26 protein-coding genes are annotated in these 26,800 nt (G+C 65.2%); 16 read left to right on the top strand and 10 right to left on the bottom strand.

The window, feature by feature from the left end; genetic code table 11:
* Nucleotides 1–463 precede the first annotated feature (463 nt).
* The 8 genes from ACOIX3_RS35920 to ACOIX3_RS35885 all read left to right on the top strand — a co-directional run bounded on the left by ACOIX3_RS35920 (nucleotide 464) and on the right by ACOIX3_RS35885 (nucleotide 8,399).
* Nucleotides 464–1,315: an outer membrane protein gene (locus ACOIX3_RS35920; RefSeq protein WP_420966755.1), complete on the top strand. Its 852-nt coding sequence runs from the start codon at nucleotides 464–466 to the stop codon at nucleotides 1,313–1,315.
* A 191-nt stretch (nucleotides 1,316–1,506) separates the two neighbouring features.
* Complete coding sequence (locus tag ACOIX3_RS35915) at nucleotides 1,507–2,358, top strand: outer membrane protein (protein ID WP_420966754.1); 852 nt, start codon at nucleotides 1,507–1,509, stop codon at nucleotides 2,356–2,358.
* Nucleotides 2,359–2,429: 71 nt separating this feature from the next.
* Entirely contained in the window at nucleotides 2,430–3,020 is a 591-nt protein-coding gene (locus ACOIX3_RS35910) for a glutathione S-transferase family protein (RefSeq protein WP_420966753.1), read from the top strand.
* Between the two features lie 18 nt (nucleotides 3,021–3,038).
* Nucleotides 3,039–3,509, top strand: coding sequence for a GNAT family N-acetyltransferase (locus ACOIX3_RS35905; protein WP_420966752.1), 471 nt, complete (start codon nucleotides 3,039–3,041; stop codon nucleotides 3,507–3,509).
* A gap of 162 nt (nucleotides 3,510–3,671) precedes the next feature.
* On the top strand, nucleotides 3,672–3,884 hold the full coding sequence (locus tag ACOIX3_RS35900; protein ID WP_420966751.1) for a hypothetical protein: 213 nt from the start codon (nucleotides 3,672–3,674) through the stop codon (nucleotides 3,882–3,884).
* Between the two features lie 78 nt (nucleotides 3,885–3,962).
* Entirely contained in the window at nucleotides 3,963–5,135 is a 1,173-nt protein-coding gene (locus ACOIX3_RS35895; RefSeq protein ID WP_420966750.1) for a phosphoserine transaminase, read from the top strand.
* A 210-nt stretch (nucleotides 5,136–5,345) separates the two neighbouring features.
* Nucleotides 5,346–6,935, top strand: coding sequence for a phosphoglycerate dehydrogenase (gene serA / locus ACOIX3_RS35890; RefSeq protein WP_207835184.1), 1,590 nt, complete (start codon nucleotides 5,346–5,348; stop codon nucleotides 6,933–6,935).
* Between the two features lie 291 nt (nucleotides 6,936–7,226).
* Nucleotides 7,227–8,399, top strand: a complete 1,173-nt coding sequence (locus ACOIX3_RS35885) for a thiolase family protein (RefSeq protein ID WP_212316190.1) — start codon at nucleotides 7,227–7,229, stop codon at nucleotides 8,397–8,399.
* A 74-nt stretch (nucleotides 8,400–8,473) separates the two neighbouring features.
* Here ACOIX3_RS35885 and ACOIX3_RS35880 read toward each other — a convergent pair whose 3' ends face one another.
* Nucleotides 8,474–8,932, bottom strand: a complete 459-nt coding sequence (locus tag ACOIX3_RS35880; protein WP_420966749.1) for a MarR family winged helix-turn-helix transcriptional regulator — start codon at nucleotides 8,930–8,932, stop codon at nucleotides 8,474–8,476.
* 85 nt (nucleotides 8,933–9,017) lie between these two features.
* Here ACOIX3_RS35880 and ACOIX3_RS35875 point away from each other — a divergent pair, with 85 nt between their 5' ends.
* Together ACOIX3_RS35875 and ACOIX3_RS35870 are read left to right on the top strand one after the other, a co-directional pair.
* A complete protein-coding gene (locus tag ACOIX3_RS35875) occupies nucleotides 9,018–10,445 on the top strand; it encodes an MFS transporter (RefSeq protein ID WP_420966748.1) in 1,428 nt (475 codons plus the stop codon).
* Between the two features lie 175 nt (nucleotides 10,446–10,620).
* Nucleotides 10,621–12,288, top strand: a complete 1,668-nt coding sequence (locus tag ACOIX3_RS35870; RefSeq protein WP_420966747.1) for a mucoidy inhibitor MuiA family protein — start codon at nucleotides 10,621–10,623, stop codon at nucleotides 12,286–12,288.
* A gap of 76 nt (nucleotides 12,289–12,364) precedes the next feature.
* Here ACOIX3_RS35870 and ACOIX3_RS35865 read toward each other — a convergent pair whose 3' ends face one another.
* The 6 genes from ACOIX3_RS35865 to ACOIX3_RS35840 form a co-directional block, all read right to left on the bottom strand.
* Nucleotides 12,365–12,808 carry a hypothetical protein gene (locus ACOIX3_RS35865; protein ID WP_420966746.1) on the bottom strand — a complete coding sequence of 148 codons (444 nt, stop codon included), beginning with the start codon at nucleotides 12,806–12,808 and terminating at the stop codon, nucleotides 12,365–12,367.
* Nucleotides 12,809–13,068: 260 nt separating this feature from the next.
* Nucleotides 13,069–14,421 (bottom strand): esterase-like activity of phytase family protein, encoded by a 1,353-nt coding sequence (locus tag ACOIX3_RS35860; protein WP_420966745.1) that lies wholly within the window; start codon nucleotides 14,419–14,421, stop codon nucleotides 13,069–13,071.
* 108 nt (nucleotides 14,422–14,529) lie between these two features.
* Nucleotides 14,530–15,333 (bottom strand): heme ABC transporter ATP-binding protein, encoded by an 804-nt coding sequence (locus ACOIX3_RS35855; protein ID WP_420966744.1) that lies wholly within the window; start codon nucleotides 15,331–15,333, stop codon nucleotides 14,530–14,532.
* The gene (locus tag ACOIX3_RS35850; protein WP_420966743.1) at nucleotides 15,330–16,430 is read right to left on the bottom strand and encodes a FecCD family ABC transporter permease; all 1,101 of its coding nucleotides are present in this window, start codon (nucleotides 16,428–16,430) and stop codon (nucleotides 15,330–15,332) included. The genes ACOIX3_RS35855 and ACOIX3_RS35850 overlap by 4 nt, the downstream gene beginning before the upstream one ends.
* Nucleotides 16,427–17,377 carry a heme/hemin ABC transporter substrate-binding protein gene (locus ACOIX3_RS35845; RefSeq protein WP_420966742.1) on the bottom strand — a complete coding sequence of 317 codons (951 nt, stop codon included), beginning with the start codon at nucleotides 17,375–17,377 and terminating at the stop codon, nucleotides 16,427–16,429. Before ACOIX3_RS35845 ends, ACOIX3_RS35850 begins: the two co-directional genes overlap by 4 nt.
* Before the next feature lie 8 nt (nucleotides 17,378–17,385).
* Complete coding sequence (locus ACOIX3_RS35840; protein WP_420966741.1) at nucleotides 17,386–17,592, bottom strand: hemin uptake protein HemP; 207 nt, start codon at nucleotides 17,590–17,592, stop codon at nucleotides 17,386–17,388.
* Between the two features lie 251 nt (nucleotides 17,593–17,843).
* Here ACOIX3_RS35840 and ACOIX3_RS35835 point away from each other — a divergent pair, with 251 nt between their 5' ends.
* The 6 genes from ACOIX3_RS35835 to ACOIX3_RS35810 all read left to right on the top strand — a co-directional run bounded on the left by ACOIX3_RS35835 (nucleotide 17,844) and on the right by ACOIX3_RS35810 (nucleotide 23,269).
* Nucleotides 17,844–20,192: a TonB-dependent hemoglobin/transferrin/lactoferrin family receptor gene (locus tag ACOIX3_RS35835; protein ID WP_420966740.1), complete on the top strand. Its 2,349-nt coding sequence runs from the start codon at nucleotides 17,844–17,846 to the stop codon at nucleotides 20,190–20,192.
* Between the two features lie 135 nt (nucleotides 20,193–20,327).
* Nucleotides 20,328–20,660 (top strand): antibiotic biosynthesis monooxygenase family protein, encoded by a 333-nt coding sequence (locus ACOIX3_RS35830; RefSeq protein WP_021080657.1) that lies wholly within the window; start codon nucleotides 20,328–20,330, stop codon nucleotides 20,658–20,660.
* An 11-nt stretch (nucleotides 20,661–20,671) separates the two neighbouring features.
* The gene (gene hutX, locus ACOIX3_RS35825; protein WP_420971876.1) at nucleotides 20,672–21,181 is read left to right on the top strand and encodes a heme utilization cystosolic carrier protein HutX; all 510 of its coding nucleotides are present in this window, start codon (nucleotides 20,672–20,674) and stop codon (nucleotides 21,179–21,181) included.
* 58 nt (nucleotides 21,182–21,239) lie between these two features.
* Nucleotides 21,240–21,992, top strand: a complete 753-nt coding sequence (gene exbB, locus ACOIX3_RS35820) for a tonB-system energizer ExbB (protein ID WP_420971875.1) — start codon at nucleotides 21,240–21,242, stop codon at nucleotides 21,990–21,992.
* Between the two features lie 3 nt (nucleotides 21,993–21,995).
* Complete coding sequence (exbD, locus tag ACOIX3_RS35815) at nucleotides 21,996–22,442, top strand: TonB system transport protein ExbD (RefSeq protein WP_420966739.1); 447 nt, start codon at nucleotides 21,996–21,998, stop codon at nucleotides 22,440–22,442.
* Between the two features lie 5 nt (nucleotides 22,443–22,447).
* Nucleotides 22,448–23,269 (top strand): TonB family protein, encoded by an 822-nt coding sequence (locus ACOIX3_RS35810; RefSeq protein ID WP_420966738.1) that lies wholly within the window; start codon nucleotides 22,448–22,450, stop codon nucleotides 23,267–23,269.
* A 181-nt stretch (nucleotides 23,270–23,450) separates the two neighbouring features.
* On the opposite strand, the gene ACOIX3_RS35805 is transcribed toward ACOIX3_RS35810, so the two are convergent.
* The 3 genes from ACOIX3_RS35805 to ACOIX3_RS35795 all read right to left on the bottom strand — a co-directional run bounded on the left by ACOIX3_RS35805 (nucleotide 23,451) and on the right by ACOIX3_RS35795 (nucleotide 26,786).
* The gene (locus ACOIX3_RS35805; RefSeq protein WP_375789772.1) at nucleotides 23,451–24,293 is read right to left on the bottom strand and encodes a carbohydrate ABC transporter permease; all 843 of its coding nucleotides are present in this window, start codon (nucleotides 24,291–24,293) and stop codon (nucleotides 23,451–23,453) included.
* A 58-nt stretch (nucleotides 24,294–24,351) separates the two neighbouring features.
* Nucleotides 24,352–25,308: a carbohydrate ABC transporter permease gene (locus ACOIX3_RS35800; protein WP_420966737.1), complete on the bottom strand. Its 957-nt coding sequence runs from the start codon at nucleotides 25,306–25,308 to the stop codon at nucleotides 24,352–24,354.
* Nucleotides 25,309–25,439: 131 nt separating this feature from the next.
* The gene (locus ACOIX3_RS35795; RefSeq protein ID WP_420966736.1) at nucleotides 25,440–26,786 is read right to left on the bottom strand and encodes an ABC transporter substrate-binding protein; all 1,347 of its coding nucleotides are present in this window, start codon (nucleotides 26,784–26,786) and stop codon (nucleotides 25,440–25,442) included.
* Nucleotides 26,787–26,800 lie beyond the last annotated feature (14 nt).

Here is a 26,800-nt window from a genome sequence, read left to right as displayed (position 1 = left end):
CCCTTGCGCGCGTCTCGAAGGATGCACGGCCCGGCTGGTGGCCGATTCATCCTTCGAGACGCGGCCAAGCGGCCGCTCCTCCAGCGACAAAGGCGAAGCCTTTGCGCGGGGATGACGGGTCGTTGATGAGAACTACACAGCGCATCGCTGCCATCGGCTGGTGCAACTGGTCCGCTTCACCCCCGCGCGCATTAAGCATTCGCTAACACTCAAAGCTCGCGTGCGCCGCAAACCGCGCTCGCCCGTCAACGCTTCATTAGCACCTGTGGCGAGATCGCCATCTTTCGCCGCCGCACGCGCGCTTCTATGGACCCATAAGCAACAGCCACAGCAAAAGGTGAGAGAAAATCAACCTTAAAAATTAGGGTTAAGTGCCGCTTAAACATTTGCTGGCATCGTCCGGCCCGTGAGTTTCAGACGTGGGGCTTTCGTGTCGCCTCACTGGCCCAAAAGGACGAAGCCAATGCGTAGCGTAACGACCCTGATTGCCGCAGGCGCGGCATCCCTGCTGTCTTCGGTGGCGTTCGCTGCCGACATGCCGATCATGCCGCCGCCCCCGATGGCGTATGCTCCTCCGCCGGTCCAGGACTTCGGCGGCTGGTATCTGCGCGGCGACATCGGCATGACCAACACCCAGGCCAAGCTGCACGCCAATGCCTACGACACACTGCCGGCGGGCACCACGTTCAACCAGTTCGGCACCGGCTTCGACAGCGGCATGCTGTTTGGCGTCGGCGTCGGCTATCAGTTCAACAGCTGGTTCCGTGCCGACATCACCGGTGAGTATCGCTCGAAGGTGAGCTTCAACGGCACCGACTTCTTCACGTTCCCCGGGCCGAGCTCGCTGGGTGACACCTACCACGGCGGCGTTCAGAGCTGGGTCGGCCTCGCGAACATCTATGCCGATCTCGGCACCTGGGGTTGCCTGACCCCGTTCATCGGTGCCGGTGTCGGTGCCGCGGTGATCAAGACCTCGGCCTTCTCCGACGTCGCCACGTTCCCGAGCGGGTCCGGCCTGACCAGTTCGTTCGTCGCCGACGGCGCCACCAAGACCAACTTCGCCTGGGCGCTGCATGCCGGTGTCGCCTACAAGGTCACCAACAACTTCACGGTTGAACTGGCCTATCGCTACCTCGACATGGGCACCGCCGGCCACGGCCAGGGTCACTTCTTCGACGGCACGCCCGCCGGCCCCTCGAGCTTCCAGTTCCGCGACATGACCTCGCAGGACGTGAAGCTCGGCGTGCGCTTCGCCTTGCCCTGCTGCGACGTGCTGCCCCCGCCGCCGCCGCCCCCGCTGATCCGCAAGGGCTAATTTGAGGGTTAATTTCGAGCCTTCACGGTTAACGATTGAAACGGCGCAGGATCATCCCGCGCCGTTTTTCTTTGCCGTGACACGTCGCGCTTTCTGCAACTTGCATGCTCGAAAGCTTGCGGCGACAACGATTGGTTAAGGTTAACAGGCGATGATCAACGCGCATTCGGTGGGTGGGATGGAGCGTTGCAATGCGTAGGTTCTTGCTGGCGGCGATGATGTTCGGGGCGGTGACCGGCGCGCAGGCGGCCGACATGCCTGATTTCCTTCGCGGCAGTCTTCCCGCTTCCAGCGCGCCAACCAGGAACTGGGACGGCTGGTATGCCGGCGGTCAGGTCGGCCAGACATGGATCAACACCGACTTCGGGGGCAGCGTTGCTTCCCTGACCAATTCTATCTTCCGCAACACCACGCTGCAGGGGCCGACGTCCCAATTCAATCTGCTGGGCCGGGTCAATGCGCAAAGCTCGGGCTTCGGAGCATTTGTCGGACGCAACTATCAGTTTGACGACGTCGTGGTCGGTGTCGAAGCAAACTATACCTATTGGTCCGGCCTGACGACAACGACCTCCGGAAGCCTGGGTCCGATTCAAGTCGCTCAGCCAACCCTGGTCCTGCCGGCCGGTGCGTCTGCCGCTGACGGCGTGACGTTGAATGGAAGCGCTGCGCTGAAGCTCAAGGATGAGATGACATTCCGCGGCCGCGCAGGTTGGGCAACCGGTGACTTTCTGCCTTACGTCTTCGGCGGCCTTGCCGTCGGCCGAATGGACGTTTCGCGTACGGTCACAAGCTCGGTGGACAGAACGATCAACTTTGCTAACGGAAGTTCGACCACCTTTGCGCTCCCGCAGCTTGCCCAAACCGCGACGGACGCGAAAACGGACGCCTACGTTGCCGGCTGGACCGCGGGTCTCGGCCTGGAATACATGTTGTGGAACTGTGTCTTCGTGCGCGGCGAGTGGGAATACGTCAAGTTCAGCCCGGTCAAGAACACGTCGGTCACGCAGAACAGCGTACGCGCCGCCATCGGCTACAAGTTCTGACGCACGCCACCTCGCTTGACACTGCAATGTGCGGCTGATCCGATGTTGCTCCGCGAGCGGAGCGACCTCAGATGAAAATCTACGGCGACGCCAATTCGGGCAATTGCCTGAAGGTGAAATGGGTGTGCGACAAGCTGGCGCTGCCGTACACATGGGTCGAGATCGACACCATGAAGGGCGGCAGCCGGACCGCGGAATTCCTCAAGCTGAATGGCTGGGGCCAGGTGCCGACGGTCGAGCTGGATGACGGCCGCACGCTCGCGCAATCCAACGCCATCATCCGCTACCTCGCGCGCGGCAGCGATCTGATCCCCGGCGATCCCTATCGCGCAGCGCAGATGGATGCCTGGATGTTCTGGGAGCAGAACAGCCATGAGCCCTATGTCGCGGTCTGCCGCTTTCAGACCGTGTATCTCGGCAAGGCCGTGTCGGAGATCGATCCGAACCTCATCAAGCGCGGCTATGGGGCGCTCGATCAGCTGGAGCGGCATCTTGCCGGTACGAAATTCCTGGTCGGCGATGCGTTCTCGCTCGCCGACGTCTCGCTGCTTGCCTATACGCGCGTCGCGGAGGATGGCGGCCTCGCGCTCGCGCGTTATCCGATGATCCGCCGCTGGATCGCCGATGCGGAGCATGTGCTCGCTCTGCCGCCGGTGCGCTGATCTCGGGTAAACCTCGCCATGCGTGAAGCTTCATCGATCACGATCCGCCGCGCCCGCCGCGAGGATGTCGCCGCCATCGTCGGCATGCTGGCGGACGATCCGCTCGGCCGTGCGCGCGAGCGGATCGAGGATCCGCTGCCGCAAAGCTATTACGACGCCTTCGCGCGGGTCGAGCGTGATCCCAACCTGCAGCTTGTCGTCGCCGTCGACGGGGAGGGCGCCGTCGTCGGCTGCCTGCAGCTTGCGGTGCTGCCGGGTATCAGCTCGCAGGGCTCTTCGCGCGGCCTGCTCGAGGACGTCCGCGTCGCAACACACTGCCGCAGCCGCGGCATCGGTGAGCAGCTCGTGCAGTGGGCGGTCGCGGAGGCGCGTGCGCAAGGCTGCGTGCTGGTCGAGTTGCTGACCCATCACACGCGCGTCGATGCGCAGCGCTTCTATGAGCGGCTCGGATTCGCGCGCAGCCATGTCGGCATGACGCTCCGCTTCTGACCTGCGCGAGTTGTGCCGCACCCAAGACAATGCCTGCGGTAGCCGCTGCTGCGCGATCCGGTTAACAGCCAATAAACTAAGCTGGTCTCCGTGAATTTACGGGTCGGAACGAGTCCGGTATGTCGGACGTCTCCCACGGGGCGGCGGCGACTGGGGATTGGAATGTCGGATTATTCGATCGTGCGGGTCGGCAACGAGTACATCGTGCAGGCCGGCGATAAGAGCATTTTGAAAATATCGAGCCGGCGCAGGGCAGTTAAGATCATGACTCTCGCGGCGGATTTGCTCGATCAGGAGACGATGCAGCAGGTCGAGGACGCCCCATCAATCAGCCGTGATCCCCCGATTGCCCCGGAAAAGTCCGAACTTCCTTGACGTTTTGGGGCCCTTCCACTATTTCCGACGGCGGGAAACCTCTCCCCACCGAGAGGCAGCTATCTGGAAGGGTAGATTATGACTGCAGCGAAGCCCGCTTCGCGGCCCAATGTGCCGCATTTCTCCTCCGGCCCCTGCGCCAAGCGCCCCGGCTGGAACCCCAACAATCTCAAGGACGCCGCCCTCGGCCGCTCGCATCGTGCGAAGGTCGGCAAGGCCAAGCTCAAGCTCGCGATCGAACTGACGCGCGAGGTGCTTGAGGTGCCTGCGGACTACAAGATCGGCATCGTGCCGGCGTCGGACACCGGCGCGGTCGAGATGGCGCTGTGGTCGCTGCTCGGTGCGCGGCCCGTCACCACGCTCGCCTGGGAATCCTTCGGCGAAGGCTGGGTCAGCGACATCGTCAAGGAATTGAAGCTGAAGGACGTCACCAAGCTGAACGCGGCTTACGGTGAAATCCCCGATCTCGCCAAGGTCGACCCCGCGTCCGACGTCGTCTTCACCTGGAACGGCACCACCTCCGGCGTACGCGTACCGAACGCCGACTGGATCAGCGCAACCCGTGAAGGCCTGACGATTTGCGACGCGACCTCGGCCGCCTTCGCGCAGCCGCTCGATTTCGCCAAGCTCGACGTCGTCACCTTCTCCTGGCAGAAGGCGCTCGGCGGTGAAGCAGCGCACGGCATGCTGATCCTGTCGCCGCGCGCGGTGGAACGGCTCGAGACCTACAAGCCGGCCTGGCCGCTGCCGAAGATCTTCCGCCTCACCAAGGGCGGCAAGCTCAACCAGGGCATCTTCGAAGGCGAGACCATCAACACGCCGTCGATGCTCTGCGTCGAGGATTATCTCGATGCGCTGAACTGGGCGAAGTCGATCGGCGGCCTGAAGGCGCTGATCGGGCGTGCCGACGCCAACACCAAGGCGCTCGCCGACTGGAAGGCGCGGACGCCCTGGATCGACTTCCTGGCCAAGGATCCCGCGATCCGCTCCAACACCTCGGTGTGCCTGAAGTTCACCGATCCCGCGATCACCGAGCTTCCTGCTGATGCCCAGGCCGACTTCTGCAAGAAGCTGGTCGCGCTGGTGGAGAAGGAAAACGCCGGCTTCGACTTCGCGTATTACCGCGATGCGCCGGCCGGCCTGCGGATCTGGTGCGGCGCCACCGTCGAGGCCAAGGACGTCCAACTGCTGACGCAGTGGATCGATTGGGCCTTCGCGGAAACCAAGGCAGCGCTGCCCAAGGCGGCCTAAGCTTTCTCTTGTCACCTCTCCCCGTTCTTACGGGGAGAGGCCGGATTGCGCAGCGATCCGGGTGAGGGGCCTTCTCGGCTTGTTCCTCGCCCGCGGCTGCCCCTCACCCCAACCTTCTCCCCGCAAGATAAGGGGAGAGGGAGACGTGATCTGAGACTTCACCACATTGGTCCAAGAGACCCGCCCGCTGCAGGGCAGAGGAACAGTCACATGACAAAACCCAAGGTTCTGATTTCCGACGCGCTGTCTCCCGCCGCCGTGCAGATCTTCAAGGATCGCGGCGTCGAGGTCGACTTCCAGCCCAACCTCGGCAAGGACAAGGACAAGCTGGCCGAGATCATCGGCAATTATGATGGCCTTGCGATCCGCTCGGCCACCAAGGCGACCGCCAAGATCATCGAGAAGGCGACCAAGCTGAAGGTGATCGGCCGCGCCGGCATCGGCGTCGACAATGTCGAGATTCCGGCCGCGACCGCCAAGGGCATCATCGTGATGAACACGCCGTTCGGCAATTCGATCACGACCGCCGAGCATGCCATCACCTTGATGCTGGCGCTGGCGCGCGAGATCCCGCAGGCCGACGCCTCGACCCAGGCCGGCAAGTGGGAGAAGAACCGCTTCATGGGCGTCGAGATCACCGCCAAGACGCTTGGGGTGATCGGCTGCGGCAATATCGGCTCGATCGTTGCCGACCGCGCGCTCGGCCTGCGCATGAAGGTGATCGCGTTCGATCCGTTCCTGTCGCCGGAGCGTGCCAAGGACATCGGTGTCGAGAAGGTCGAGCTCGACGATCTGCTCAAGCGCGCCGATTTCATCACACTGCACACGCCGCTGACCGAAAAGACCCGCAACGTCATCGATGCGGCCGCGATCGCCAAGATGAAGAAGGGCGTGCGCATCATCAACTGTGCGCGCGGCGGTCTGGTCGACGAGCAGGCGCTGGTCGATGCGCTGAATTCCAAGCATGTCGCGGGCGCCGCCTTCGACGTGTTCGTCGAGGAGCCGGCGACCTCGAACGTGCTGTTCGGCCACCCCAACGTGATCTGCACCCCGCATCTCGGCGCCTCCACCACCGAGGCGCAGGAGAACGTCGCGCTGCAGGTCGCCGAGCAGATGTCGGACTATCTGCTGTCGGGCGCGATCTCCAACGCGGTCAACTTCCCATCGATAACAGCGGAAGAGGCGCCGAAGCTGAAGCCGTTCATCGAGCTCGCCGAGAAGCTCGGCTCGTTCGCCGGCCAACTCACCGAGAGCGGCATCCTCAAGACCACGATCACCTATGAGGGCCACGTCGCCGAGATGAAGATCAAGGCGATCACCTCGGCGGTGCTGTCCGGCCTGCTGCGGCCGATGCTGGGCGAGGTCAACGTGGTCTCGGCGCCTGTCGTCGCCAAGGAGCGCGGCATGGTGGTGGACGAGGTCGTCCGCGCCGCGCAGAGCGACTATGAAAGCCTGATCACGGTCACCGTCACCACCGAGCGCCAGGAGCGTTCGGTGTCCGGCACCGTCTACGCCGACGGCAAGCCGCGCCTCGTCGACATCAAGGGCATCCGCGTCGACGCCGAGTTCGGCAAGTCGATGATCTACGTGACCAACGAGGACAAGCCGGGCTTCATCGGCGCGTTCGCGAGTCTCTTGGGTGATGCGAAAATCAATATCGCGACCTTCCATCTCGGCCGCGTCAAGCAGGGCGGCGACGCCATCGCGCTGGTCGAGGTCGACGGTGCGGTGCCGGCGGATCTGCTCGCCAAGGTGCAGTCGCTGCCGCAGGTGAAGCAGGCCAAGGCACTGACGTTTTAACTGCTCTCTCCATCGTCATGGCCGGGCTTGACCCGGCCATCCACGTCTTACTGTCACGTGGCGCAAAGACGTGGATGCCCGGGTCAAGCCCGGGCATGACGAGCGGCGACAGCGTTCGAGCACGCCTTCAAGCACATCCAAATTCCGATCTGCGGAACATGACGCCGTCTCCGGCCCCGGAGGCGGCGTTTGCCGTTCCGGGGCGTCTGGTATCCCTGTTGCAGCGTCCAAAATATGTGTACGAAGGCGTCAAGACGCGCCACTATCCGGCGATCTCAGAGGGAGAAAACAATGCGTGAAGCCGTAATCGTTTCCTACGCGCGCACTGGCCTGGCGAAGTCCGGCCGTGGCGGATTCAATATTACCCCGCCGATGTCGCTGGCCGGGCACGCCATCAAGCACGCGGTCGAGCGCGCCGGCGTCGACAAGGACTATGTCGAGGATTGCTATCTCGGCAATTGCGCGCATGGCGCGCCGAACATCGGCCGCCAGGCGGCGCTGCTCGCCGGCCTGCCGAAGTCGACCGCCGGTGTCTCGGTGAATCGCTTCTGCTCGTCGGGCCTGCAGACCATCGCGATGGCTGCCAACTCGATCCGTTCCGACGGCTCCGATTGCATCGTTGCCGGCGGCGTCGAGAGCATCTCGATTCCCGGCGGCGGCACGCCGAAGGAATCGATCGATCCGGACCTGCTCAAGACCGCGCCCGCCATCTTCATGGCGATGATCGACACCGCCGACATCGTCGCCGAGCGCTACAAGCTCAGCCGCGAATACCAGGACGAGTATTCGCTGGAGTCGCAGCGCCGCATGGCGGCCGCGCAGCAGGCCAACAAGTTCAAGGACGAAATCGTCCCGATGAAGACCAAGATGAAGGTGGTCGACAAGGCGACCAAGGCCGAGTCGATCGTCGACTACGTGGTCGACCGCGACGAGTGCAACCGCCCCGAGACCACGCTGGAAGGCCTTGCCAAGCTGGAGCCGGTCAAGGGTCCGGGCAAGTTCGTCACCGCCGGCAATGCCAGCCAGCTGTCCGACGGCGCCGCCGCGGTGGTGCTGATGGAAGCCAAGGATGCCGAGAAGCGCGGCCTCAACCCGCTCGGCCGCTTCGTGGCCTGGGCCTCGGCCGGCTGCGAGCCCGACGAGATGGGCATCGGTCCGGTGTTCGCCGTGCCGAAGCTCTTGAAGCGCCACGGCCTGAAGGTCGAGGACATCGATCTCTGGGAGCTCAACGAGGCGTTCGCCAGCCAGTGCCTCTATTCGCGCGACCAGCTCGGCATCGATCCCGAGAAGTACAACGTCAATGGCGGCTCGATCGCGATCGGCCATCCCTTCGGCATGACCGGCGCCCGGCTCACCGGCCACCTCTTGCAGGAAGGCCGTCGCCGCAAGGCCAAGTGGGGCGTCGTGACCATGTGCATCGGCGGTGGTCAGGGCGGCGCCGGCCTGTTCGAGATCTACAGCTAAAGCGCGATCTGTGTTGATCGTGTGAGAACGAGCGGCCCGGCGGCAACGCCGGGCCGCTTTTCATTTGCAGCCGGTCATGACACCGGCAAATCGGCCGCGCGCTCGCCGAAGTCGAGCGCGGCGATCAGTTCGAGCGTTTGCCTGAGATCGCCGGCCTGCTTTGCGCCGAAGGCGGTCTCGAAACGCTCCTGGGCCTTGAGCCAGGCGGCCTGCGACTCCTCAAGGCGGGCTTCGCCGCGTCTGGTCAGCCGCACCAGGCGGATGCGGCGGTCATTCTTGTCGACGGTGATGGTCAGGAGGCCGTCGCGCTCCAGCGGCTTGAGGTTGTGGTTGAGCGCGGTGCGGTCAAGCACCAGTGCGGCGGCCAGCTCGCCCATGGTCGGCGCGCCCGATCGTCTGACATAGACCAGAATGGCCCGTTGCGTACCGCGCAGCCCGGACGTCGCAAGGACCTGATCGTACAGCTGCGACACCCGCCGCGTCGCCTTGCGCAACGCGGTGAGATTGCATCGGCTGGGTTCCGTTTTCGCCATCGCTGCCTCCAATGGGCTTGACAGATACATGCATATGCACCTAATGGCAATAGATGCATATGCACGTATATGTCTGGAGGGTGTGATGTCGAAGGTAGAGGCGGAGACCATCGGGCCGGCCGTCGGGACTGCTGCGCGGCCGCGGTCTCGGGTCGCAACACCGCGCCAGGTGCTGGCGATCGTATCGGTCGGAATCTGCCTCGCCAATCTCGACCTGTTCATCGTCAATGTCGGGCTGCCGAACATCGCGCAGGAATTCCGCGGCGCCTCGCTCGAGGATCTGTCCTGGATCCTCAACGGCTATGCGATCGTCTATGCGGCGCTGCTGGTGTTCTTCGGCCGGCTCGCGGAGCGCCACAGCCGCAATCTGAGCTTCCTGCTCGGCGTTGCGCTGTTCACGGCCGCGTCGGCGGCCTGTGCCCTTGCCGGCAATGTCGAATTGCTGGTCGTCGCCCGCATCGCGCAGGCCGCCGGTGCGGCGTTGATGACCCCGACCTCGATCGGCCTGCTGCTGGCGTCGTTCCCGCCCGAGCAGCGTCCCGGCGCGGTGCGGACCTGGACGGCGATCGGCGGCCTTGCCGCCGCGCTCGGGCCACTTGCCGGCGGCGTGCTCGTCACCTTCGACTGGCGCTGGATCTTCATCGTCAATGTCCCGATCGGCATCGTCGCGCTGATCATCGGCTGGCTGAAATTGCCCGAGGTGCCCGGCCACGACGTGCCGCGTCCGAGTTCATGGGCGGCGTTGCTGGTGACCTGCGGCATCGGCGCGCTGACATTTGCGATCGTGAAGGCGAACGACTGGGGATGGAGTTCGCGCGGCGTCGTGCTTGGGTTTGCCGTCGCGGCCATCTCGCTCGCTGCCTTTACTTGGCACTGCCTCAACTCGAAGAACCCCTTCGTCGATCCTGCGTTGTTCAAGGTGCGGCTGTTCACCGGGGCGACGTTTGTCATGGCGCCTTACTCGGCGGCCTTCGGGGCGATGCTGCTGTCGGTGGCGTTGTGGGAGCAAACCGTGTGGGGCTGGTCGGCGCTGAAGACCGGCCTTGCGATCGCGCCGGGTCCGCTGCTTGTCCCGTTCACCTCGCTGTTGTTTGCCCGCCGCCTGATCGCGCGATTTGGCGCCGCGGCAGTCGTGTCCGCCGGGATCGCATCGTTCGCAGGCGGGCTCATGATCTGGGCAACGTTGCTTGGGGCCGACCCCGACATGCCTGCCTTTGTGGTCGGCATGATGTTCACTGGCATCGGCGTCGGGCTGACCTTTCCGACCCTGATGGGTGTCGGCGCCGGTTCGCTGCCGCCTTCGTCGTTTGCGACCGGCTCCGGTGTCATCAACATGATCCGGCAGGCCGCGCTGGCGATCGGCGTCGCGATCTTTGTCGCGATCCTGGCAACGCCGGTCTCGATGGCGGACCGGATCGCGGCGTTTCAGCGCGGCTGGTGGATCCTGATCGCCATCACGATCGCCGGTTTCGTGCCGAATTACCTGTTCATCCGGCGCAAGGCGGACCACTAGCCGCTGAAAGCCGCCGCTGCGCCATCCGGCAGCCGCCAGCGCGCCATCGTCGTGCCGCACGGAAACCTCAATCGAACCAGTCCTTTCCTCGCTGCGTCTCACCACGAGAAACGGCGCGCCTTTGAGCGGGCGTGCCGTTCGTCTCGCGCGATGCGATGTTTCCCGGAGGGATGTGATGCGAAAGATTGCGAACTGTCTTGTGACCACCAGCCTGGTGCTGGCGGGTGCGCTGGTTGCCGGGCCGCTCCATGCGGCCAATCTCGATGCGGCGTCGCAGGTCGACGCTGTGACTGTCTATCCCGATGGCGCGAGCGTCACCCGCGTCATCACGCTCGATCTGCCCGCCGGCGATAACACGCTCGTCGCGAAGGATTTCCCGATGGGGCTCGATCCGTCGTCGCTCCGCGTCGAGGGCGAGGCGGGCGGCCGGCTGACGATCGGGGCCATCGACGCGCGGCCGCCGCGCCCGGTGGAGCCGGCGAACCTGCCCGAGATCGACAAGCGGATCGAGGCGCTGCGAGATCAGCGCGAAGATCTGCAGGGGATCATCACCTCGGCCGAGGCGCGGCGCAAATTCGCCGAACACTTCGCCGAGGCTTCGCCGGTCGGGATCGGCGAGAAGGGCGAGGCGCGCCCGGTCAGCGAGTGGCGCACCGCGTTCTCGGCGGTCGGGGACGAAGTCGCAACCGCCGACACCGCGATCCGTGACGCCGCGCGCAAGCAGCGCGACATCGATCGCGAGATCGCGCGCCTCGAAGCCGATCGCGCCGCCAAGCCGCCGAGCAAGCTCGAGGTGCGGATCGAGCTGGCTTCCGCTGCCGCGACCCGCGCGACATTGCGGGTGACCTATGCGGTGCGCAACGCCCGCTGGATGCCGCTTTACGACGCCCGCCTCGACACCGGTGCGAAAGACCGCAAGCCCGCGATCGAGCTGGTGCGCCGCGCTGAGATCACCCAGGCGACCGGCGAGGACTGGTCGAACGTCGCGCTCGCCGTCTCCACCGTGCGCGTCGCCCGCGGCGGCAACGCGCCCGACCTCAACTCGTTGATCGTGCGATATCCGCAGCCGCCGCGACCGCTGGCCGCCGGCAGAGCTTTCGACAGCGTGCAACAGCCCTCGGCGCTGATGCCGGCACCGGCTGCGCCGCCGATGGAGCAGCATCTGTTCAAGCAGGCCGAGGAGCGGGACGCCGTCGCCGAGGTCGGCGCGTTCCAGGCCACCTTCAAGATTCCCGGCCGCGTCAGCGTCGCCGCCAATGAGGGCGCCAAGAGCCTGCGCATCTCGACGGCGACGATCACCCCCGATCTCGCGGTGCGCGCCGTCCCGGTGATCGATCCGACCGCGTTCCTGGAGGCGAGCTTCGTGCAGGCCGACGAGGCGCCGCTGTTGCCGGGGCAGGTCTCGATCTATCGCGACGGCATCTTTGTCGGCCGCAGCCGGATGGCGACCGCCGCCAAGGACGAGACCGTGCGGCTCGGCTTCGGCGCCGACGACAAGGTCAAGATCGAGCGCACGGTGGTGAAGCGCAACGAGGGCTCCGCCGGCCTGATCGTGACGACGTCGAAGACCGACGAGCGCGCGTTCAAAACCACGGTGCGCAACGGCCACGATTTCCCGATCAAGGTCGCGATCCAGGATCAGCTCCCGGTCAGCGAGAACGACGATATCGTGGTCGAGATGCTGCCGTCGTCGACGCCGGCAACGACGACCAATCTGCGCGACAGACGCGGCGTGCTGGAATGGGCGTTCGAGGCCAAGGCCGGCGAGGTCCGTGACATCAATTTCGCCTGGCGGATGCGCTGGCCGAAGGACAAGGGCGTCGTGATGGTGCCGGCAGGCTGATCTGCGTCAGGTGCACGACACGACGTTCGCGAATGATCGGACGAAGAAGAAGTGACGCTTCGCGGGAGGACGCCGGCTAGAAGCCCGCGTCCTCCTCCAGCCATTGCTGATTGTCCCAGCGTGCGCGGCGGCCGACGATATATTCGCGAACATCGTCCATGAAGCGCACTTTGCTGGCGAGTGCTCCGATGAAAGCTGCCAGCGCCGCGATCCAGGGCCACAGATGCATCAGCAGCGAGGCGGGTATCTGATTGGCAAATCCCGCCTGCAGCGCGCCGGTGACCAGATAGGCCAGCACGCCCCACGCAACGGCCAGGATCGTCGCCACGACCTCATAGCTGTTTTGATGGAATCTCACCAAGCGTCGCATCGAGGCCAGGTAAGCAAAGTAGACGATCGTGCCGATAATCAAGGCGGCGATTGGAGGCGGAAGCCCCCAGTTCTGGTCCCAGCTGAGGTACGCAACGAAGCCCGCGGCGATGAACGCCTCGATGTAGGTCAGGCTGGATTTTTCTCGCATGATTTGCCCCGAAGCGATCCACGTATCGGTCGAGGCTATCATCATTGAGCGCGTCGGTAGAAGGGCAATTGCAAGACAACCGTTGGATTGGAGTTGTACTGATGGCCGCTCAAGTCGCAGCATAATCATTGTCATGCCCCGCCTTGAGCGGGGCATCCAGTACGCCGCGGCCTGTCCATTGAGCCCGGACGCCTCTGGAATACTGGATCGCCCGGTCGAGCCGGGCGACGACACTGTTGTTGACGGCGAGAGCAACCGCCTCACTTCGCCTTCAGGAAATCGCCGACTTCGAGCAGCACGAACTCGTCGTCATCGGCCTTGTTCGGATCGCGGCTCGAGGAGAACGGCAGGTTGTTGTCGTTGCCGACGATGATGTGGGTCTCGTCGACCCGATCGACGTTCTCGATGGTGAAGAACGGGAAGGTGTAGACACCGTCGTTGAGCGGCTTGCGGGCCTTCTTGTTCGGATCGCGGATCTTCATCAGGTCGATATGGGCGATCTTGCGCACCGGCTTGCCGACATTGGCGTCGGACAGCTCGATCTTGTAGACACGCTTGAACTTGGCGAGGTCAGGGAAACAGTTCTCGCCGCGCTGGCCTTGCGGGCAAGCCTTGTCGGCGGTGCCTTCGCCATTGTCGCGCTCGATCACGAGGCCCTGGGTGGGGTCGATCATGTTGAAGTCGCCGATCGCATTGCCGTTCTGCTCGAACACATATTGCCAATAGCGACCGGTGAACTTCTCCGCCGCGACGTCGAATTCGAGGATGCGCGAGGCTTCCTTGCCGTCGACCTTCTCCCAATCCTTCTTGTCGGCATCCCACAGCGGGCCTTCGAGCAGGCCGTAGAGGAACTTGCCGTCCTTGGAGGAGGCAAAGCCCTCATAGCCCTTGGAGCGGCGCAGATTGACGTTGGTGTAGCTCGCGCCGGGCGCGCCGGGCGATTGCACCGCCCAGTGATCCGGCGAGCGCACCGGCTTGCCGTCGGCGACCGTCTCGAACACGGCGAGGATCTTGCCGGTCTTGTCGGCCTTGAGGATGTAGGGCCCGAACTCGTCGCCGATCCAGAAGGTGTCGTTGATGATCTGGAAGCCCTCGGTGTCGAAGTCGGCGCCGGTGAGGTAGCGCTTGGCGGTGTCCTCATGCACGATGCGGAACGGCACCTTCTTGTCGGGATCGTGCAGGAACACGGTCTCCTGACGCTCGATCTTGCCGCCGGCCCAATCCATCTTGTAGCGGTTCAGGTACAGCATCGAGTCCGCCGAGTTGTAGCGCGAGCCCATGCCGTTGTCGGTGATCACCCAGAACGAGCCGTCGGGCATCGCCTTGATGCCGGAATGTCCCTGCAGCGGCTGGCCCTTGAACGGCAGCGACACGCCGGTCGGCCGCTCGTAGGACTTGCCCATCACGGTGCCGATGGCGTCGACGCGCTTGCCGGTGGTGTACTTGCCCGATGTCTTCAAATCCGCCGGGGCATCGGCGGGGGCGTCGATGAAGCTCTCTGCCGGCATTACGGCATGTCCTGCCAGCGTCGCCGGGAATTCGCCCTCGCTCTGCGCGAACGCCGGTGTGGCGAGCAGGATCGAGGCGACGGAACAGAGCAGTGACAGGCGCATGGTTGATCTCCCAAAGGATAAACGATGCGGTGTTCTCCGAGCCGCCTGTTACAGCCGGCTGACAGTTTTGTGAACCGCGGATGTTGCGACGGGATAAGCCTTGCGGCGTTACGTCGCCTTGGCCGCCGGCCGCATCGTCTGCGGCAACAGGAACGGCACGCCAGCTCCGGTGTAGTCGATCGTGGCGTCGATCTCGAAGATCCGCCTCAGTGTGTCCGCCTGCATCGCGGCGGCACGGTCGCCGTCGACGGCAAGCCGGCCGCGATGCAGCAGCAGGATGCGATCCGCGAACCGCATCGCGAGATTGAGGTCGTGCAGGATCGCGATCACGGCGGTGCCGCGCGCGGCGCGCCGCCGGGCGGTCTCGACCAGGTCGATCTGATGCCGCAAATCGAGGCTCGAGGTCGGCTCGTCCAGCAGCAACAGCCCCGGCCCGTGCAGCGCCTCGCCGCAGGCGAGCTGCACCAGCACGCGGGCGAAATGCGCGCGCTGCTGCTCGCCGCCGGACAGCGTCGGCAATTGCCTGAAACGGAAATGCGCGAGCCCAACCTCGTCTAGCGCGGCAGTGACCAGCGCGCGCGTCACCGCGCGCGGGCTTTCACCGGCGCCCATGCTGACGATTTCCTCGACCGTGAACGGGAAGGTGACGTTGACGTGCTGCGACAGCATTGCACGGTGCTGCGCCAGCGCGCGCGGACCGTAGCCGTTGAGGTCGCGCTGCCTGAGCCGGATCGTTCCGCGCGACGGACGGAGATCGCCCGACAGCATCCGCAGCAGGGTCGATTTGCCGGCGCCGTTGGGACCCACGATCGCGACCCTCTCGCCGGCGCCGATCTGCAGCGAGACCGTATCGACAAGGTTCGTGCCGCCGACGGCCAGCGATACCGACTGCGCCTCCAGCAGCGCGCTCATAGCGACATCAGGGAGCGCTGGCGCAGCAGCATGGCGAGGAAGAACGGCGCGCCGATCGCCGCGGTCAGGATGCCGATCGGCATTTCCGCCGGGGCGACGATGGTGCGTGCCACGGTGTCGGCGCCGACCAGCAGGATGGCGCCGAGCAATGCGGTCGCCGGCAGCAGCAGGCGATGCCCGGGTCCGATCACCAGCCGCAGCAGATGCGGCACCACGATGCCGACGAAACCGACCACACCGCAGACCGAAACCGCGACTCCGGTCATTGCCGACACCAGCACGATCGAAATTCGCTTCAGCCGTTCGACGTCGACGCCGCTATGGAATGCCTCGGCCTCGCCGAGCACCAGCACGTCGAGTCCGCGCGCGATCCAGAGGCAGGCGACCAAGGCCGCGGCCAGCACCGGCGCCAGCGCGGTGAGCTTGCTCCAGGTCGCGCCGCTCAGCGAGCCCAGCATCCAGAAGGTGATGTCGCGCAGCTGGCGGTCGTCGGCGACGAAGACCAAAAGGCCGATGCCGGCATTGGCGATCGCGGCAATCGCAAGCCCGGCGAGCAGGAAGATCGCAATCGAGGTCCGGCCGCCGCGGCTCGCAATGCCGTACAGCACGATGGTGGTGATCAGCGAACCGGCGAAGGCCGCGATCGGCAGCAATTGATGTTGCAGGAAGCGCAGGCTCTCGCCGAGATGGCTGTCGGTGAACACGATCGCTACTGCGGCGGCAAACGCGCCGCCGGAGGAGACGCCGACCAGCGCGGGGTCGGCGAGGGGGTTGCGGAACAGGCCCTGCATGATTGTGCCCGATACGGCAAGGAGTCCGCCGACCATCGCAGCCGCCGCGATCCGCGGGATCCGGATCGACCACACCACGAGCTGGTCGCGCGCGAGCAACGGGTTGGCCGCGCCGTCAGCCCATAGCCCGAGCGCGGCAGGAAGCCGTGCCATTGGGATACCCGCGGCCCCGACCGTCAGAGCGACCAAGGCGGTCCCTGCGAGCGCCGCAAGCAGGCAGAGCAGGGTGAGTGTCGCTGCCGGCCGCAGCGACATGCCGGCGCGCCGTTGTTTCGCACGCGTGCGGCGTTCGGCCAGCACACTCATTGCCGGCAGTTCGCGGTCAGCGCCGCTGGCTTGAAGGTGGCGGCCTCCGGCGCCAGCGCCGGATAGAGCTTGACCGAGAGGTCACGCGCCGCGGCCGCGGTGCGCGGCCCGAAGCCGAGCAAATAAAGCCCCTCCATCGCGATGAAGGCCTTGTTGGCCGCAACCGGCGTCAGTGCGAAAGCCGGATGCGTGAACACGGCATCCGGCGTCAGCGAGTCCTTGCCGCGATCGATCGACAGGACGACGTCGGGTTTGGCGGCCACGATGGCCTCGTCGTTGACCGGCTTGTAGCCGTCGTAACCGTCAATCGCGTTGACGCCGCCGGCGAGCTGGATGATCTCGTCCGCCGCGGTCTTGTGGCCCGCGGCCAACGCCCGGCCGTTCAGGAGCGACATCACAAACATCACGCGCACCGGTTTCGTCACTTTGGCGCGCAACGTGCGCAATTGTGCGAGATCGCTCTCCACCGCCGTGGCGAGGCAAGCGGCGCGCGGATCGGCGCCCATGGCATGGCCCACAAGTTTGATCTTCTCGACCAGCCCGGCTTCCGAGAACGCCTCCGGCACCAGCACCAGCGGCACCTTGGCCGCCTCTAGCACGTCCATGGTCTCCTTCGGCCCGGAGCCCTGCACCGCGAGCACCAGCGACGGGTGCAGGCCGAGCACGCCCTCCGGCGACAGCTGGCGCATGTAGCCGACGTCGGGCTTCTCGCGCAGCGCGGACGGCGGGTAGAGACTGGTGGCATCGACGCCGGCGATGCGATCCTCGAAGCCGAGCGCATAGAGGATCTCGGTGATCGCGCCGCCGATCGAGACGATCTGCGTGGGATCGTCGATCACGACGCCGCGGTCGCGTGCGTCGTGCACGGTGATGCCCTCGGCGATCGCTGCGCCGATCGGCAGCAGACAGGAGAGCGCGAGCACAGCGAGCGTGCGACAAATTGTCATCGGGGCCGTCACTTGGTCAGGATCAGCTTGTTCTGCGAGGTCAGCCGCAAGCGGTAATGCTCTTCGCCATGCACGATGATGATCTCGCGCTCAGCCGAGAACAGGTCGCGGCTGTCGAGGCGATTCCCGTGCATGACGAGCGTTTTGGCCGCGTCAGGCGCTGATACGGCCTGCTTTCCCGCCGCGTCGATGTTGTCTCCGGAAGTTGCCGACATGCTCGTGGTGCTGCGCCTTCGAAATCCTCAAATGATGCCTGCTTGTATAAGCGGGCGAAGGCGCATTCCAACGGCTGCACTTTACAATCGATGTAAACAGCGCCGCCGCATTCTTGACCGTTTTGTTGCCGGCTCGTAACCAATCATCACACGATGCGAGCCTGTGGCTTGCATCGCAACGTAGCCAGCAAGCCGCTCGGTGGAGCGCACGCCAGCCAAACCAGAAAAGCGATGATCGGGCTGGGGCTAGAATGGCTGACGGGGCTGGGGTTTCGCGCGCCTTGATTTTGGGTGCGTCGGTGTTTTCATTTTCGGCAGCGCTGCCGGCAAGCGGTTTGGCGCAAACCGCCGACGCTTCGGCTGCGCGTCCTGCGACCGAGCGGCCGAAGCAGGCCCAACGCAAGCCAAGGCCCGTGGCCGAACCGCAGGCGGCGGCGTCTCCTGCGATGAATGCGCGCGCGCAGATCGGGGCGGTGCCGGTGCAATCGCTCGACACCATCACGGCTGTCGCATCCAAGACCGAAGAGCGGGCGATCGACGCGCTGGCGCCGGTCAGCTCCGTCACGCTGGAGAAGATTCAGGGCCTGCAGCCAAACCGGGTCTCCGACATCTTCTATAACGTGCCCGGTGTCTCGTTCCAGGAGCGTGGCGATGATCCGGCGACCGTCGTCAACATCCGTGGTCTGCAGGACTTTGGCCGCGTCGCTGTCGTGGTCGATGGCGCGCGGCAGAACTATCAGCGCACCGGCCACAACGCCAACGGCTCGTTCTTCCTCGATCCCGAATTGATCGGCGGCGTCGACGTGGTGCGCGGCCCGACCGCGAATATCTACGGCTCCGGCGCGATCGGCGGCGTGGTCTCGTTCCGCACCAAGGATATCGACGATGTGGTCCGTCCCGGCGAGCGCTGGGGCGTCGACATGTCGGGTTCCTACGGCAGCAACAAGGACCGCGGCATGGGTTCGGTGTTCGGCGGCGTGCGCGCCGATCCGAACGTCGATGTGTTCGGCGGCGCGGTCTACCGCACCCAGAGCAACTACAAGGACGGCGCGGGCACCGAGATCGGCAACACCGGCAACGATATCGCGGCCGGCCTGATGAAGGTGACGATCCGCCCGGCCGAAGGCCACGAGTTCAAGATCGGCGGCGTCTTCCAGGACTACCAGTACAATATCGGTCAGCCGAACCGCGGTCCGACCACGACGGCGGCGCCACTGGCCGCGATCGCAGGCTCCTCGGTCTACGCCTCCGATGCAAGGAACTACACCGGCACGCTGAGCTGGCGATATTCCAAGCCCGACGACATGCTGTTCGACTGGAACATCTCGGTCTACGGCAACCGCACCGACAACGACCAGGTCAAGACCTACAACAACCGCATCACGTCAGGCGGCGGCGTCTGCACGCTCGCCAATCCCGGCAACAACATCTCCGGCTGCGTCGGCGACAAGCGCGGTTACTCGCTCGACACCGTCGGCCTCGACGTCAACAACACCTCGCGCTTCAATTTTGGCGACTGGCGCAACGCTGTAACCTACGGCTTCGATGCCTTCCGCGACGATGTCGAGACTTTCGACTCCCGCGGCAATTCCAACATCACGACGCCGGGCGGCCAGCGCACGGTGTCCGGCGGCTTCGTGCAGTTGAAGCAGAACTATTCGACCTGGCTCGAGCTCGTCAGTGCGGTCCGCTACGATCATTACGAGCTCACCTCGATCAACACCACGACCAGCGGCGATCGGCTGTCGCCGAAGATCACGGTCGGCGTCACGCCGGTGGCCGGCTTCACGCCCTATGTGAGCTATGCCGAAGGCTATCGCGCGCCGTCGATCACCGAGACCCTGATCTCGGGCGGCCACGCCACCGGCGGCGGGCCGGCGCTGTTCAACTGCCCCGACGGCACCAGCGGCCTGTTCTGCTTCCTGCCCAACGCGGCGCTGCGGCCCGAGGTCGGCAAGAATAAGGAAGCCGGCATCAACCTGAAGTATGACGGCATCTTCACCGCGAATGATTCATTCCGCGGCAAGATCAACGTGTTCCAGAACGACGTCGACGGCTATATCGACCTCGTCGCGTCGGCGCCGACCACGACGCCGTTCGGACGCTTCAGCCAGTTCTACCAGTACCAGAACATCGCCCACGCCCGCATCGAAGGTTTCGAGCTCGAGACGATGTATGACGCCGGTGACTGGTTCGTTGGCGTCGCCGGCCATCTGATGCGCGGCCGGAACACCGCGACCAATGTCGGCCTCGCCACCATCACGCCGCGCAAGGTGACGACGACCGGCGGCGTCCGCCTGCTCGACCGCACGCTGATCATTGCCGCGCAATGGTCCTCGTTCGGCGCCAACAACGATTTGCCGGCGGGCTATCTGCCCTCGACCGGCTACGAGCTGGTCAATCTCTATCTGACCTGGAACGCCACCAAGGACATCACCTTCACGGCGTCGGTCGACAATCTCTTGAACCAGTACTACCGGCCCTACGCGATCCCGGGCTCCTCGAGCGACGGCACGACGCAGAACGACGTGCTGTTCTCGAGCCCCGGTGCGGGCACCGTCTACAAGGCCGGGCTCAGGATTCACCTAGGTGGAGCGTAACGCGACGAGCCGATCATTCCATCCAGGTTGCTCCGGCCGCGCTGGTGCCCCAGCGTGGCCTTGGCCTATTCATGATATCAACGAGATCAACCGGCAGGATCCCGTGCATCCGCCGCCAAACAGGAGAAGGCTTTCATGTTCATCGCAATGAACCGGTTTCAGGTGATCAAGGGCAAGGAACAGGCGTTCGAGACGGTCTGGAAGACCCGTGAATCCTATCTCGGCGATCTGCCGGGGTTCATCGAGTTTCACCTCGTGAAGGGCCCCGAGGCCGAGGACCACACGCTCTATGCGACCCATACGGTGTGGGCCAGCAAGGCGGCGTTCGAGGACTGGACCAAGTCCGATGCGTTCCGCCGCGCCCATTCCCGCGCCGGCAACGAGACCGGCGGCAGCCTCTATCTCGGCCATCCCAAATTCGAAGGTTTTGAGGTGCTGATCACCGAGCGCGCCAAGAGCCCGGCGTGACGGAGGCGGCCGTGCTGGATTCAGAGCTTGCCGGGTTGAAGGCCTACATGGCCGACAATCCCGGCGCAGTCATCGAGGACGTCGCGCGCGAGCGCAAGGTGACGCCGCGCGCGGTGCTCGAGGCGCTGCCCGAAAGTATGGTGCGGATCGGCGCCGCCGAGTTCGCCGCCGCGATGCAGGACATCGCGGAGTGGGGCGAGGTGACGCTGATCGTGCACACCGATGACGCGATCTTCGAGTTCACCGGCGCCATTCCGAAAGGCGAAGTGGGCCGCGGCTATTTCAACCTGATGCAGCCGAAGGGCCTGCACGGCCACCTCAGGCATGAGCGCTGTGCGGCGATCGCGTTCGTCGAGCGGCCCTTCATGGGCAAGGTGTCGGCCTTCATCGCCTTCATCAATCTCGACGGCGGCATCATGTTCAAGGTGTTCGTCGGCCGCGACGAGACGCGCGCGCTGCGCGGCGATCAGTTGACGCGCTTCCACGCGCTGGCGGACCGCCTGGCACCGAAAGCAGGCTGAGACCGACGAAGGACGGGAGGCGATCATGTCGCATCGCAGGCTTGGGCGACGCATCGCGATGTTGGCGGGCGCCATGTTCGGAATGCTGCCGGGCGCGAGCCTTGCCGCAGCCGACGCCGCGCTGCTGCCGCGCAACCTCTCGCCCTGGGGCATGTTCGAGAGCGCCGACATCGTCGTGAAGGCGGTGATGATCGGCTTGGCCTTCGCCTCGCTCGTGACCTGGACGGTCTGGCTCGCCAAGACCGTCGAGATCCGCCGCAAGACGACGCTTGCGCGGCAACGGATCGGGCTGCTCGAGCGCGACACGCAGCTTGCCGAGGTCGAGCAGGCGAGCCGCGACGGCAGCGATGCGGTCGCACAGATCGTGCAGTCGGCGTCGCGCGAGGCCGCGCTCTCCGGCGGCATGTTCGATGACGGCTTCAAGGAGCGCATCGCGCTGCGGCTGGAGCGGGTCGAGGCGGCGATGTCGCGGCAGATTGCGCGCGGCACCGGCGTGCTCGCCACCATCGGGGCCACCGCGCCGTTCGTCGGGCTGTTCGGCACGGTGTGGGGCATCATGAATGCCTTCATCGGCATCTCCGAGGCCCACACCACCAATCTTGCGGTGGTCGCGCCGGGAATCGCCGAGGCGCTGCTCGCGACCGCGCTCGGCCTGGTGGCCGCGATTCCGGCGGTCGTGATCTACAATCATCTGACGCGTTCGATCGCCGCCTACCGCGCGCTGCTCGGCGACGCCTCGGTCATGGTGATGCTGCTGGTCAGCCGCGAGGGCGATCGCAGCCTGTTCCGGCTGGCGCGCGCCGCGGAGTAGGCGATGGGCACGAAGCTCGGCTCAAGCGGTGCATTCGGCGGCCGGCGTCGCGGCGACGACGACCTCGTCGAGGCGCATGAGATCAACGTTACGCCGTTCATCGACGTCATGCTGGTGCTGCTGATCATCTTCATGGTGGCGGCGCCGCTCGCGACCGTCGATCTCGGCGTCGACCTGCCGGCCTCGACCGCGGAGCCGCAGCCGCGGCCGGACAAGCCGGTGTTCGTCACGGTGAAGCCCGACCTCTCGGTCGCGGTCGGCGAGGACGTGATCGCGCGCGACGCGCTGACCTCGGCGCTCGACGGCGCGACACAAGGCAAGAAGGACGAGCGCATCTTCCTGCGCGCCGACAAGGCAGTCAGCTATGGCGACCTCATGGAGGTGATGAACCTGCTGCGCAATGCCGGCTATCTCAAGATCGCGCTGGTTGGCCTCGACGGGCGAAGCTGATTCCGATGAACGCGTATGCGCTTCATGATGCGGGCGACGATATCAGGTTGAGGCGGTGGGGCCTGTCGGCGGCGGCGATCCTGGCCGCGCATGCGGCGCTGATTGCGCTCGGCATCACCTGGGTCTCGGCGCCGCCGCCGGGTGTGGCGGTGCCGGCCGTGCTGGTCGACCTGACGCCGATCACCTCGGCGCCGGTGATTTCCGAGACCGAGCTGCCGCCGGGCCCGGCGATGCAGGAGGCCGACGCGTCGCCGCCGGAGCCTGCCGTGGCGCAGCCGGTGCAGGAGGAGATCGCGCCGACGCCGGTGCAGGAGAAGCCCGAGGTGACGGCGCCGCCGGAGCAGAAGCAGCAGGCCACGCCGCCGAAGCCCGAGCCCACAGAGGTTGTTCCGGAGCGCAAGCCCGAGCCCATCAAGCCGAAGGTGGTCCGCCGGGAGGCAAAGAAGCCGTCCGAGGCGACGCCGGCGCCGCGCACCAGCGCGCCGAGCCGGGCCGAGCGTCAGGCGCCCGCGGCATCCGCGATCAGCGCCGGCGCAGCCGCGTCCGCGATCGCGGCCTACAACGCACGCGTCCGCGCCCATCTGCTGCGCTTCCATTCCTATCCGGCCGGGGGCAACGGCCAGCGTGGCGTGGTCCGCCTGGTGTTCACGCTCGGCCGCGGCGGGCAGGTGCTTTCGAGCCACCTCGGCGGCTCCTCCGGCAATCCGACCTTCGACGCGCGGGCGCTGGCGATGCTGCGCCAGGCCCAGCCGTTTCCGGCGTTTCCATCCGAGGTCACGCAGGGCTCGATGGGTTTCAGCGTGCCGGTCGCGTTTGTGCCGCGGTAGTACCAAGCCTGATTGACCTAGGCCGCATTGCTTTTCCCGTCATCCTGAGGTGCGAGCGGAGCGAGCCTCGAAGGATGCACGGCCCGGCCGGTGGCCGTCGTTCCTTCGAGACGCGCTTCGCGCTCCTCAGGATGACGGGGACAGATGGGGTTCGCTTCGAGCAGGCGTCAAGCGCTGGCTACTACTCCTTCACCGCCCCCGTCAGCGACGACACGTAGTAGTCGACGAACAGCGAGTAGAACAGCGCGACCGGCAGCGAGCCGAGCAGGGAGCCGGCCATCAGCGCGCCCCACTGGTAGACATCGCCGGTGATGAGCTCGGTCAGGATCGCGACCGGCACGGTCTTGTTGGCGCCGCTCTGGATGAAGGCGAGCGCGTAGATGAACTCGTTCCAGGACAGCGTGAAGGAGAAGATGCCGGCCGAGATCAGGCCGGGCACCGCGAGCGGCAGCGTGATCCGCCACAGGATCTGCAGCCGCGTCGCGCCGTCGACCAGCGCGCATTCCTCGAGCTCATAGGGGATCGACTTGAAATAGCCGATCAGCAGCCAGGTGCAGAACGGCACCAGGAAGGTCGGATAGACCAGGATCAGCGCCAAGGGTGAATCGAACAGGCCGAACTGCACGATCACGGTGGCGAGTGGAATGAACAGGATCGACGGCGGCACCAGATAGGCGAGGTAGATGCCGAGCCCGACATAGGGGCTGCCGCGGAAGCGCAGCCGCTCGATCGCGTAGGCGGCGAGCGTGGAGGCGAACAGCGACAGGAAGGTCGAGCCGATCGCGACCAGCATGGTGGTCTTCAGCCAGCGCGGATACGAGGTGTCGAACAGCAGGTGCTTGACATGCGCCAGCGTCGGCGAGGTGATCCAGAACGGATTGTGCTCCTTGTAGTTCAGGAGCTCCGCGTTCGGCTTGAACGAGGTGATCGCCATCCAGTAGAACGGGAACAGCAGGATCAGGATGAAGCAGGCGAGCGGCAGATAGATCATCACCACGCGCCGGGCGCGGGAATCCCACGCCATCGTGTCGGGCGTGGCGCTGGCGACGTTGGAGGATCGGGCCAATACTTGAACATTTTGGTCAGTCATTGGCTTCTCCCTGCTGCCATTTGCGGCGGGCGAGGCCGAAGTAGCTGAACAACGTCGCGAATACGAGGAACGGGATCATCGAGACCGCGATCGCGGCGCCTTCGCCGAGCTCGCCGCCGGCGATGCCGCGCTGGAACGCCAGCGTGGCGAGCAGATGGGTCGAGTTGACCGGGCCGCCGCGGGTGATGGCGTAGACGAGCTGGAAATCGGTGAACGTGAAGATGATCGAAAACGTCATCACGATCGCCAGAATCGGCATCATCATCGGGAAGGTGATGTAGCGGAAGCGCTGCCAGGAGGTGGCGCCGTCGAGCATCGCCGCCTCATAGAGCGAGGGCGAGATGGTTTGCAGCCCGGCCAGCAGCGAGATCGCGACGAACGGGATGCCGCGCCAGATGTTAGCCGCGATCAGCGAGAACCGCGCCGGCCAGGGCGAGCCGAGGAAGTCGACATTGCTGTCGCGCAGGTGCAGCACGTCGACCAGGAGATAGGAGATGATCGAGAACTGCGGATCGTAGATCCACCAGAACGCCAGTGCGGAGAGCACCGTCGGCACGATCCACGGCAGCAGCACGATGGCGCGGATCAGGCTCTTGAACGGGAAATGGTTGTTGAGCAGCAGCGCCAGCCAGAAGCCGAGCGCGAATTTTCCGAAGGTCGCGACCGCGGTATAGAAGATCGAGTAGAACACCGCGTTCCACCACAAGGGATCCTTGAGCAGATACTGGAAATTCTCGAGCCCGATATAGACGCCGCGCTGACCGATCGTGGTGTCGGTGAAGGCGAGCCAGATGCCGAGGCCGAGCGGATAGGTGAGGAACACCAGCAGCAGGCCGACCGCGGGCGCAAGGCACATCACGATCAGGAACGGCTTGTAGTCGAATAGCCGCGCGAGCCAGCCCGGCTGGCGCAGCACTTGTCCCCGTGTAGATAGCGTCGTTACAGACATTGAATGCTCGTCCGCTGCCGTCATTGCGAGGAGCGAAGCGACGAAGCAATCCATTCTCCTGGTGGAACTATGGATTGCGTCGCTTCGCTCGCAATGAAGGTTGGTCCAGATCTACGGTTCAATGACCGGTGTTACCGGCCTTGCCGCCGGAAGTACCGCTTGGCGCGCTGCTCGGCTTCCGCGGCGGCGGCTTCCGGAGTTGCCGCATCGGTCGCGACCGAGGCGCACATCTGCACCAGCACATAGTCGGCGGTGACGGCGCCGGTCGCGGTCGAGATCGGCCCCTTGTAGCCGTTGTAATAAGGGCTCTTCATCGTATCCTTGAAGATCGCGACCTTGGGGTCGCCCGACCACACCGCAGCGTCCGCGTAGGCCGCAAGCGGCTGCGACCAGTAGCCGGAGTTGGCGTTGAGCCACGGCTCGTACTGCTCCTTCTCCAGCATGAATTGCAGAAACGCCTTCGCCGCATTGGGATACGGGCTGTGCTTGAACGCCATCGCGTTCAGGGTTAGGCCCGACATCGGCGAAGTCGATGCCAGTCCCCTGGGCAGGAGTTGATGCTCGGTGTCGTCGGCGACCGCCTTGGTCGCCGGATCGTTCTTCAGCGAGAAGTACAGCGAGACGCCGTTGGCGGTCAGGGCGACTTCCTGCGACGAGTAGGCGCGGTTGTTGGAGACGTCGTTCCAGGACGGCGTGCCGGCGATGAAGGTCGGATAGAGTTCCTTCAAATATTTCAGCGCGGCGATCGTCTCCTTGCTGTTGACGATGATATTGCCTTCCTCATCGAGCAGCGCAGCGTTGTGCGACCACAACAGCCAGTTGGCGAAGCCGTTGCCGTCGCCGACGGCGTTGCCGAGCGCGAAGCCCGCCGGCTTGCCGGCCGCCTTCAGCTTCTTGCAGAGTTCGAGAATGCCGGCGTGGTCTTCCGGCACCTTGTCGAAGCCGGCCGCGTTGACCAGCGACTTGCGGTAGACCAGCGGGCCGCCGGAGGCGCCGAACGGCAGGCCGACCCAGCTCTTCGACTTCGAGCGCATGCCGTAGCGTTTCGCGAGCGTCAGCCATCCGCCGTAGCGCTTGTCGAGATAATCGGCGACGTCGGTCAGTTCGATCAGCTTGTCGATATAGATGTGCGGCGCGTCGCCGAAGCCGATGATGATGTCGGGGCCGGCGCCGGAGTTCGAGGTCACCGCGGTCTGCTGATTGATGTCTTCCCAGCCGACGAAGTCGACCTTGACCTCGACGCCGGTCTTGTCGGTGAAACGCTTGGCATTGGCGCGGAACACGTCTTCGTCGGCCTGGACGAAGCGCACCGGCCGCAACATGCGCAAGGTCGCGCCCTTTTCGATCGGCAGCGACGGCGCCGCCACGTCGGCAGCCTTCACTTTCGATGCGTCCTGCGCCGAAGCCCCGGTGACCGCCAGTGCCGCCGCGGACGCCCCCAGCGCCAGCGCGTCGCGACGCGTAATCTCGTACTTCATGTCGTTCGCACTCC

The sequence above is a fragment of the Bradyrhizobium sp. B120 genome (genome assembly GCF_049075665.1).
Classification (GTDB): domain Bacteria; phylum Pseudomonadota; class Alphaproteobacteria; order Rhizobiales; family Xanthobacteraceae; genus Bradyrhizobium.
The sequence above is the reverse complement of the archived record's forward strand: the minus strand, read 5'-3'. Positions and strand labels throughout refer to the sequence as shown.

Excerpts from the sequence above, each read along its gene's own strand:
- ACOIX3_RS35920 (WP_420966755.1), top strand. The coding sequence starts at position 464 with ATGCGTAGCGTAACGACCCTGATTGCCGCAGGCGCGGCATCCCTGCTG.
- ACOIX3_RS35915 (WP_420966754.1), top strand. The coding sequence starts at position 1,507 with ATGCGTAGGTTCTTGCTGGCGGCGATGATGTTCGGGGCGGTGACCGGC.
- ACOIX3_RS35910 (WP_420966753.1), top strand. The coding sequence starts at position 2,430 with ATGAAAATCTACGGCGACGCCAATTCGGGCAATTGCCTGAAGGTGAAA.
- ACOIX3_RS35905 (WP_420966752.1), top strand. The coding sequence starts at position 3,039 with ATGCGTGAAGCTTCATCGATCACGATCCGCCGCGCCCGCCGCGAGGAT.
- ACOIX3_RS35900 (WP_420966751.1), top strand. The coding sequence starts at position 3,672 with ATGTCGGATTATTCGATCGTGCGGGTCGGCAACGAGTACATCGTGCAG.
- ACOIX3_RS35895 (WP_420966750.1), top strand. The coding sequence starts at position 3,963 with ATGACTGCAGCGAAGCCCGCTTCGCGGCCCAATGTGCCGCATTTCTCC.
- serA (WP_207835184.1), top strand. The coding sequence starts at position 5,346 with ATGACAAAACCCAAGGTTCTGATTTCCGACGCGCTGTCTCCCGCCGCC.
- ACOIX3_RS35885 (WP_212316190.1), top strand. The coding sequence starts at position 7,227 with ATGCGTGAAGCCGTAATCGTTTCCTACGCGCGCACTGGCCTGGCGAAG.
- ACOIX3_RS35880 (WP_420966749.1), bottom strand. The coding sequence starts at position 8,932 with ATGGCGAAAACGGAACCCAGCCGATGCAATCTCACCGCGTTGCGCAAG.
- ACOIX3_RS35875 (WP_420966748.1), top strand. The coding sequence starts at position 9,018 with ATGTCGAAGGTAGAGGCGGAGACCATCGGGCCGGCCGTCGGGACTGCT.
- ACOIX3_RS35870 (WP_420966747.1), top strand. The coding sequence starts at position 10,621 with ATGCGAAAGATTGCGAACTGTCTTGTGACCACCAGCCTGGTGCTGGCG.
- ACOIX3_RS35865 (WP_420966746.1), bottom strand. The coding sequence starts at position 12,808 with ATGCGAGAAAAATCCAGCCTGACCTACATCGAGGCGTTCATCGCCGCG.
- ACOIX3_RS35860 (WP_420966745.1), bottom strand. The coding sequence starts at position 14,421 with ATGCGCCTGTCACTGCTCTGTTCCGTCGCCTCGATCCTGCTCGCCACA.
- ACOIX3_RS35855 (WP_420966744.1), bottom strand. The coding sequence starts at position 15,333 with ATGAGCGCGCTGCTGGAGGCGCAGTCGGTATCGCTGGCCGTCGGCGGC.
- ACOIX3_RS35850 (WP_420966743.1), bottom strand. The coding sequence starts at position 16,430 with ATGAGTGTGCTGGCCGAACGCCGCACGCGTGCGAAACAACGGCGCGCC.
- ACOIX3_RS35845 (WP_420966742.1), bottom strand. The coding sequence starts at position 17,377 with ATGACAATTTGTCGCACGCTCGCTGTGCTCGCGCTCTCCTGTCTGCTG.
- ACOIX3_RS35840 (WP_420966741.1), bottom strand. The coding sequence starts at position 17,592 with ATGTCGGCAACTTCCGGAGACAACATCGACGCGGCGGGAAAGCAGGCC.
- ACOIX3_RS35835 (WP_420966740.1), top strand. The coding sequence starts at position 17,844 with ATGGCTGACGGGGCTGGGGTTTCGCGCGCCTTGATTTTGGGTGCGTCG.
- ACOIX3_RS35830 (WP_021080657.1), top strand. The coding sequence starts at position 20,328 with ATGTTCATCGCAATGAACCGGTTTCAGGTGATCAAGGGCAAGGAACAG.
- exbB (WP_420971875.1), top strand. The coding sequence starts at position 21,240 with ATGTTGGCGGGCGCCATGTTCGGAATGCTGCCGGGCGCGAGCCTTGCC.
- exbD (WP_420966739.1), top strand. The coding sequence starts at position 21,996 with ATGGGCACGAAGCTCGGCTCAAGCGGTGCATTCGGCGGCCGGCGTCGC.
- ACOIX3_RS35810 (WP_420966738.1), top strand. The coding sequence starts at position 22,448 with ATGAACGCGTATGCGCTTCATGATGCGGGCGACGATATCAGGTTGAGG.
- ACOIX3_RS35805 (WP_375789772.1), bottom strand. The coding sequence starts at position 24,293 with ATGGCGTGGGATTCCCGCGCCCGGCGCGTGGTGATGATCTATCTGCCG.
- ACOIX3_RS35800 (WP_420966737.1), bottom strand. The coding sequence starts at position 25,308 with ATGTCTGTAACGACGCTATCTACACGGGGACAAGTGCTGCGCCAGCCG.
- ACOIX3_RS35795 (WP_420966736.1), bottom strand. The coding sequence starts at position 26,786 with ATGAAGTACGAGATTACGCGTCGCGACGCGCTGGCGCTGGGGGCGTCC.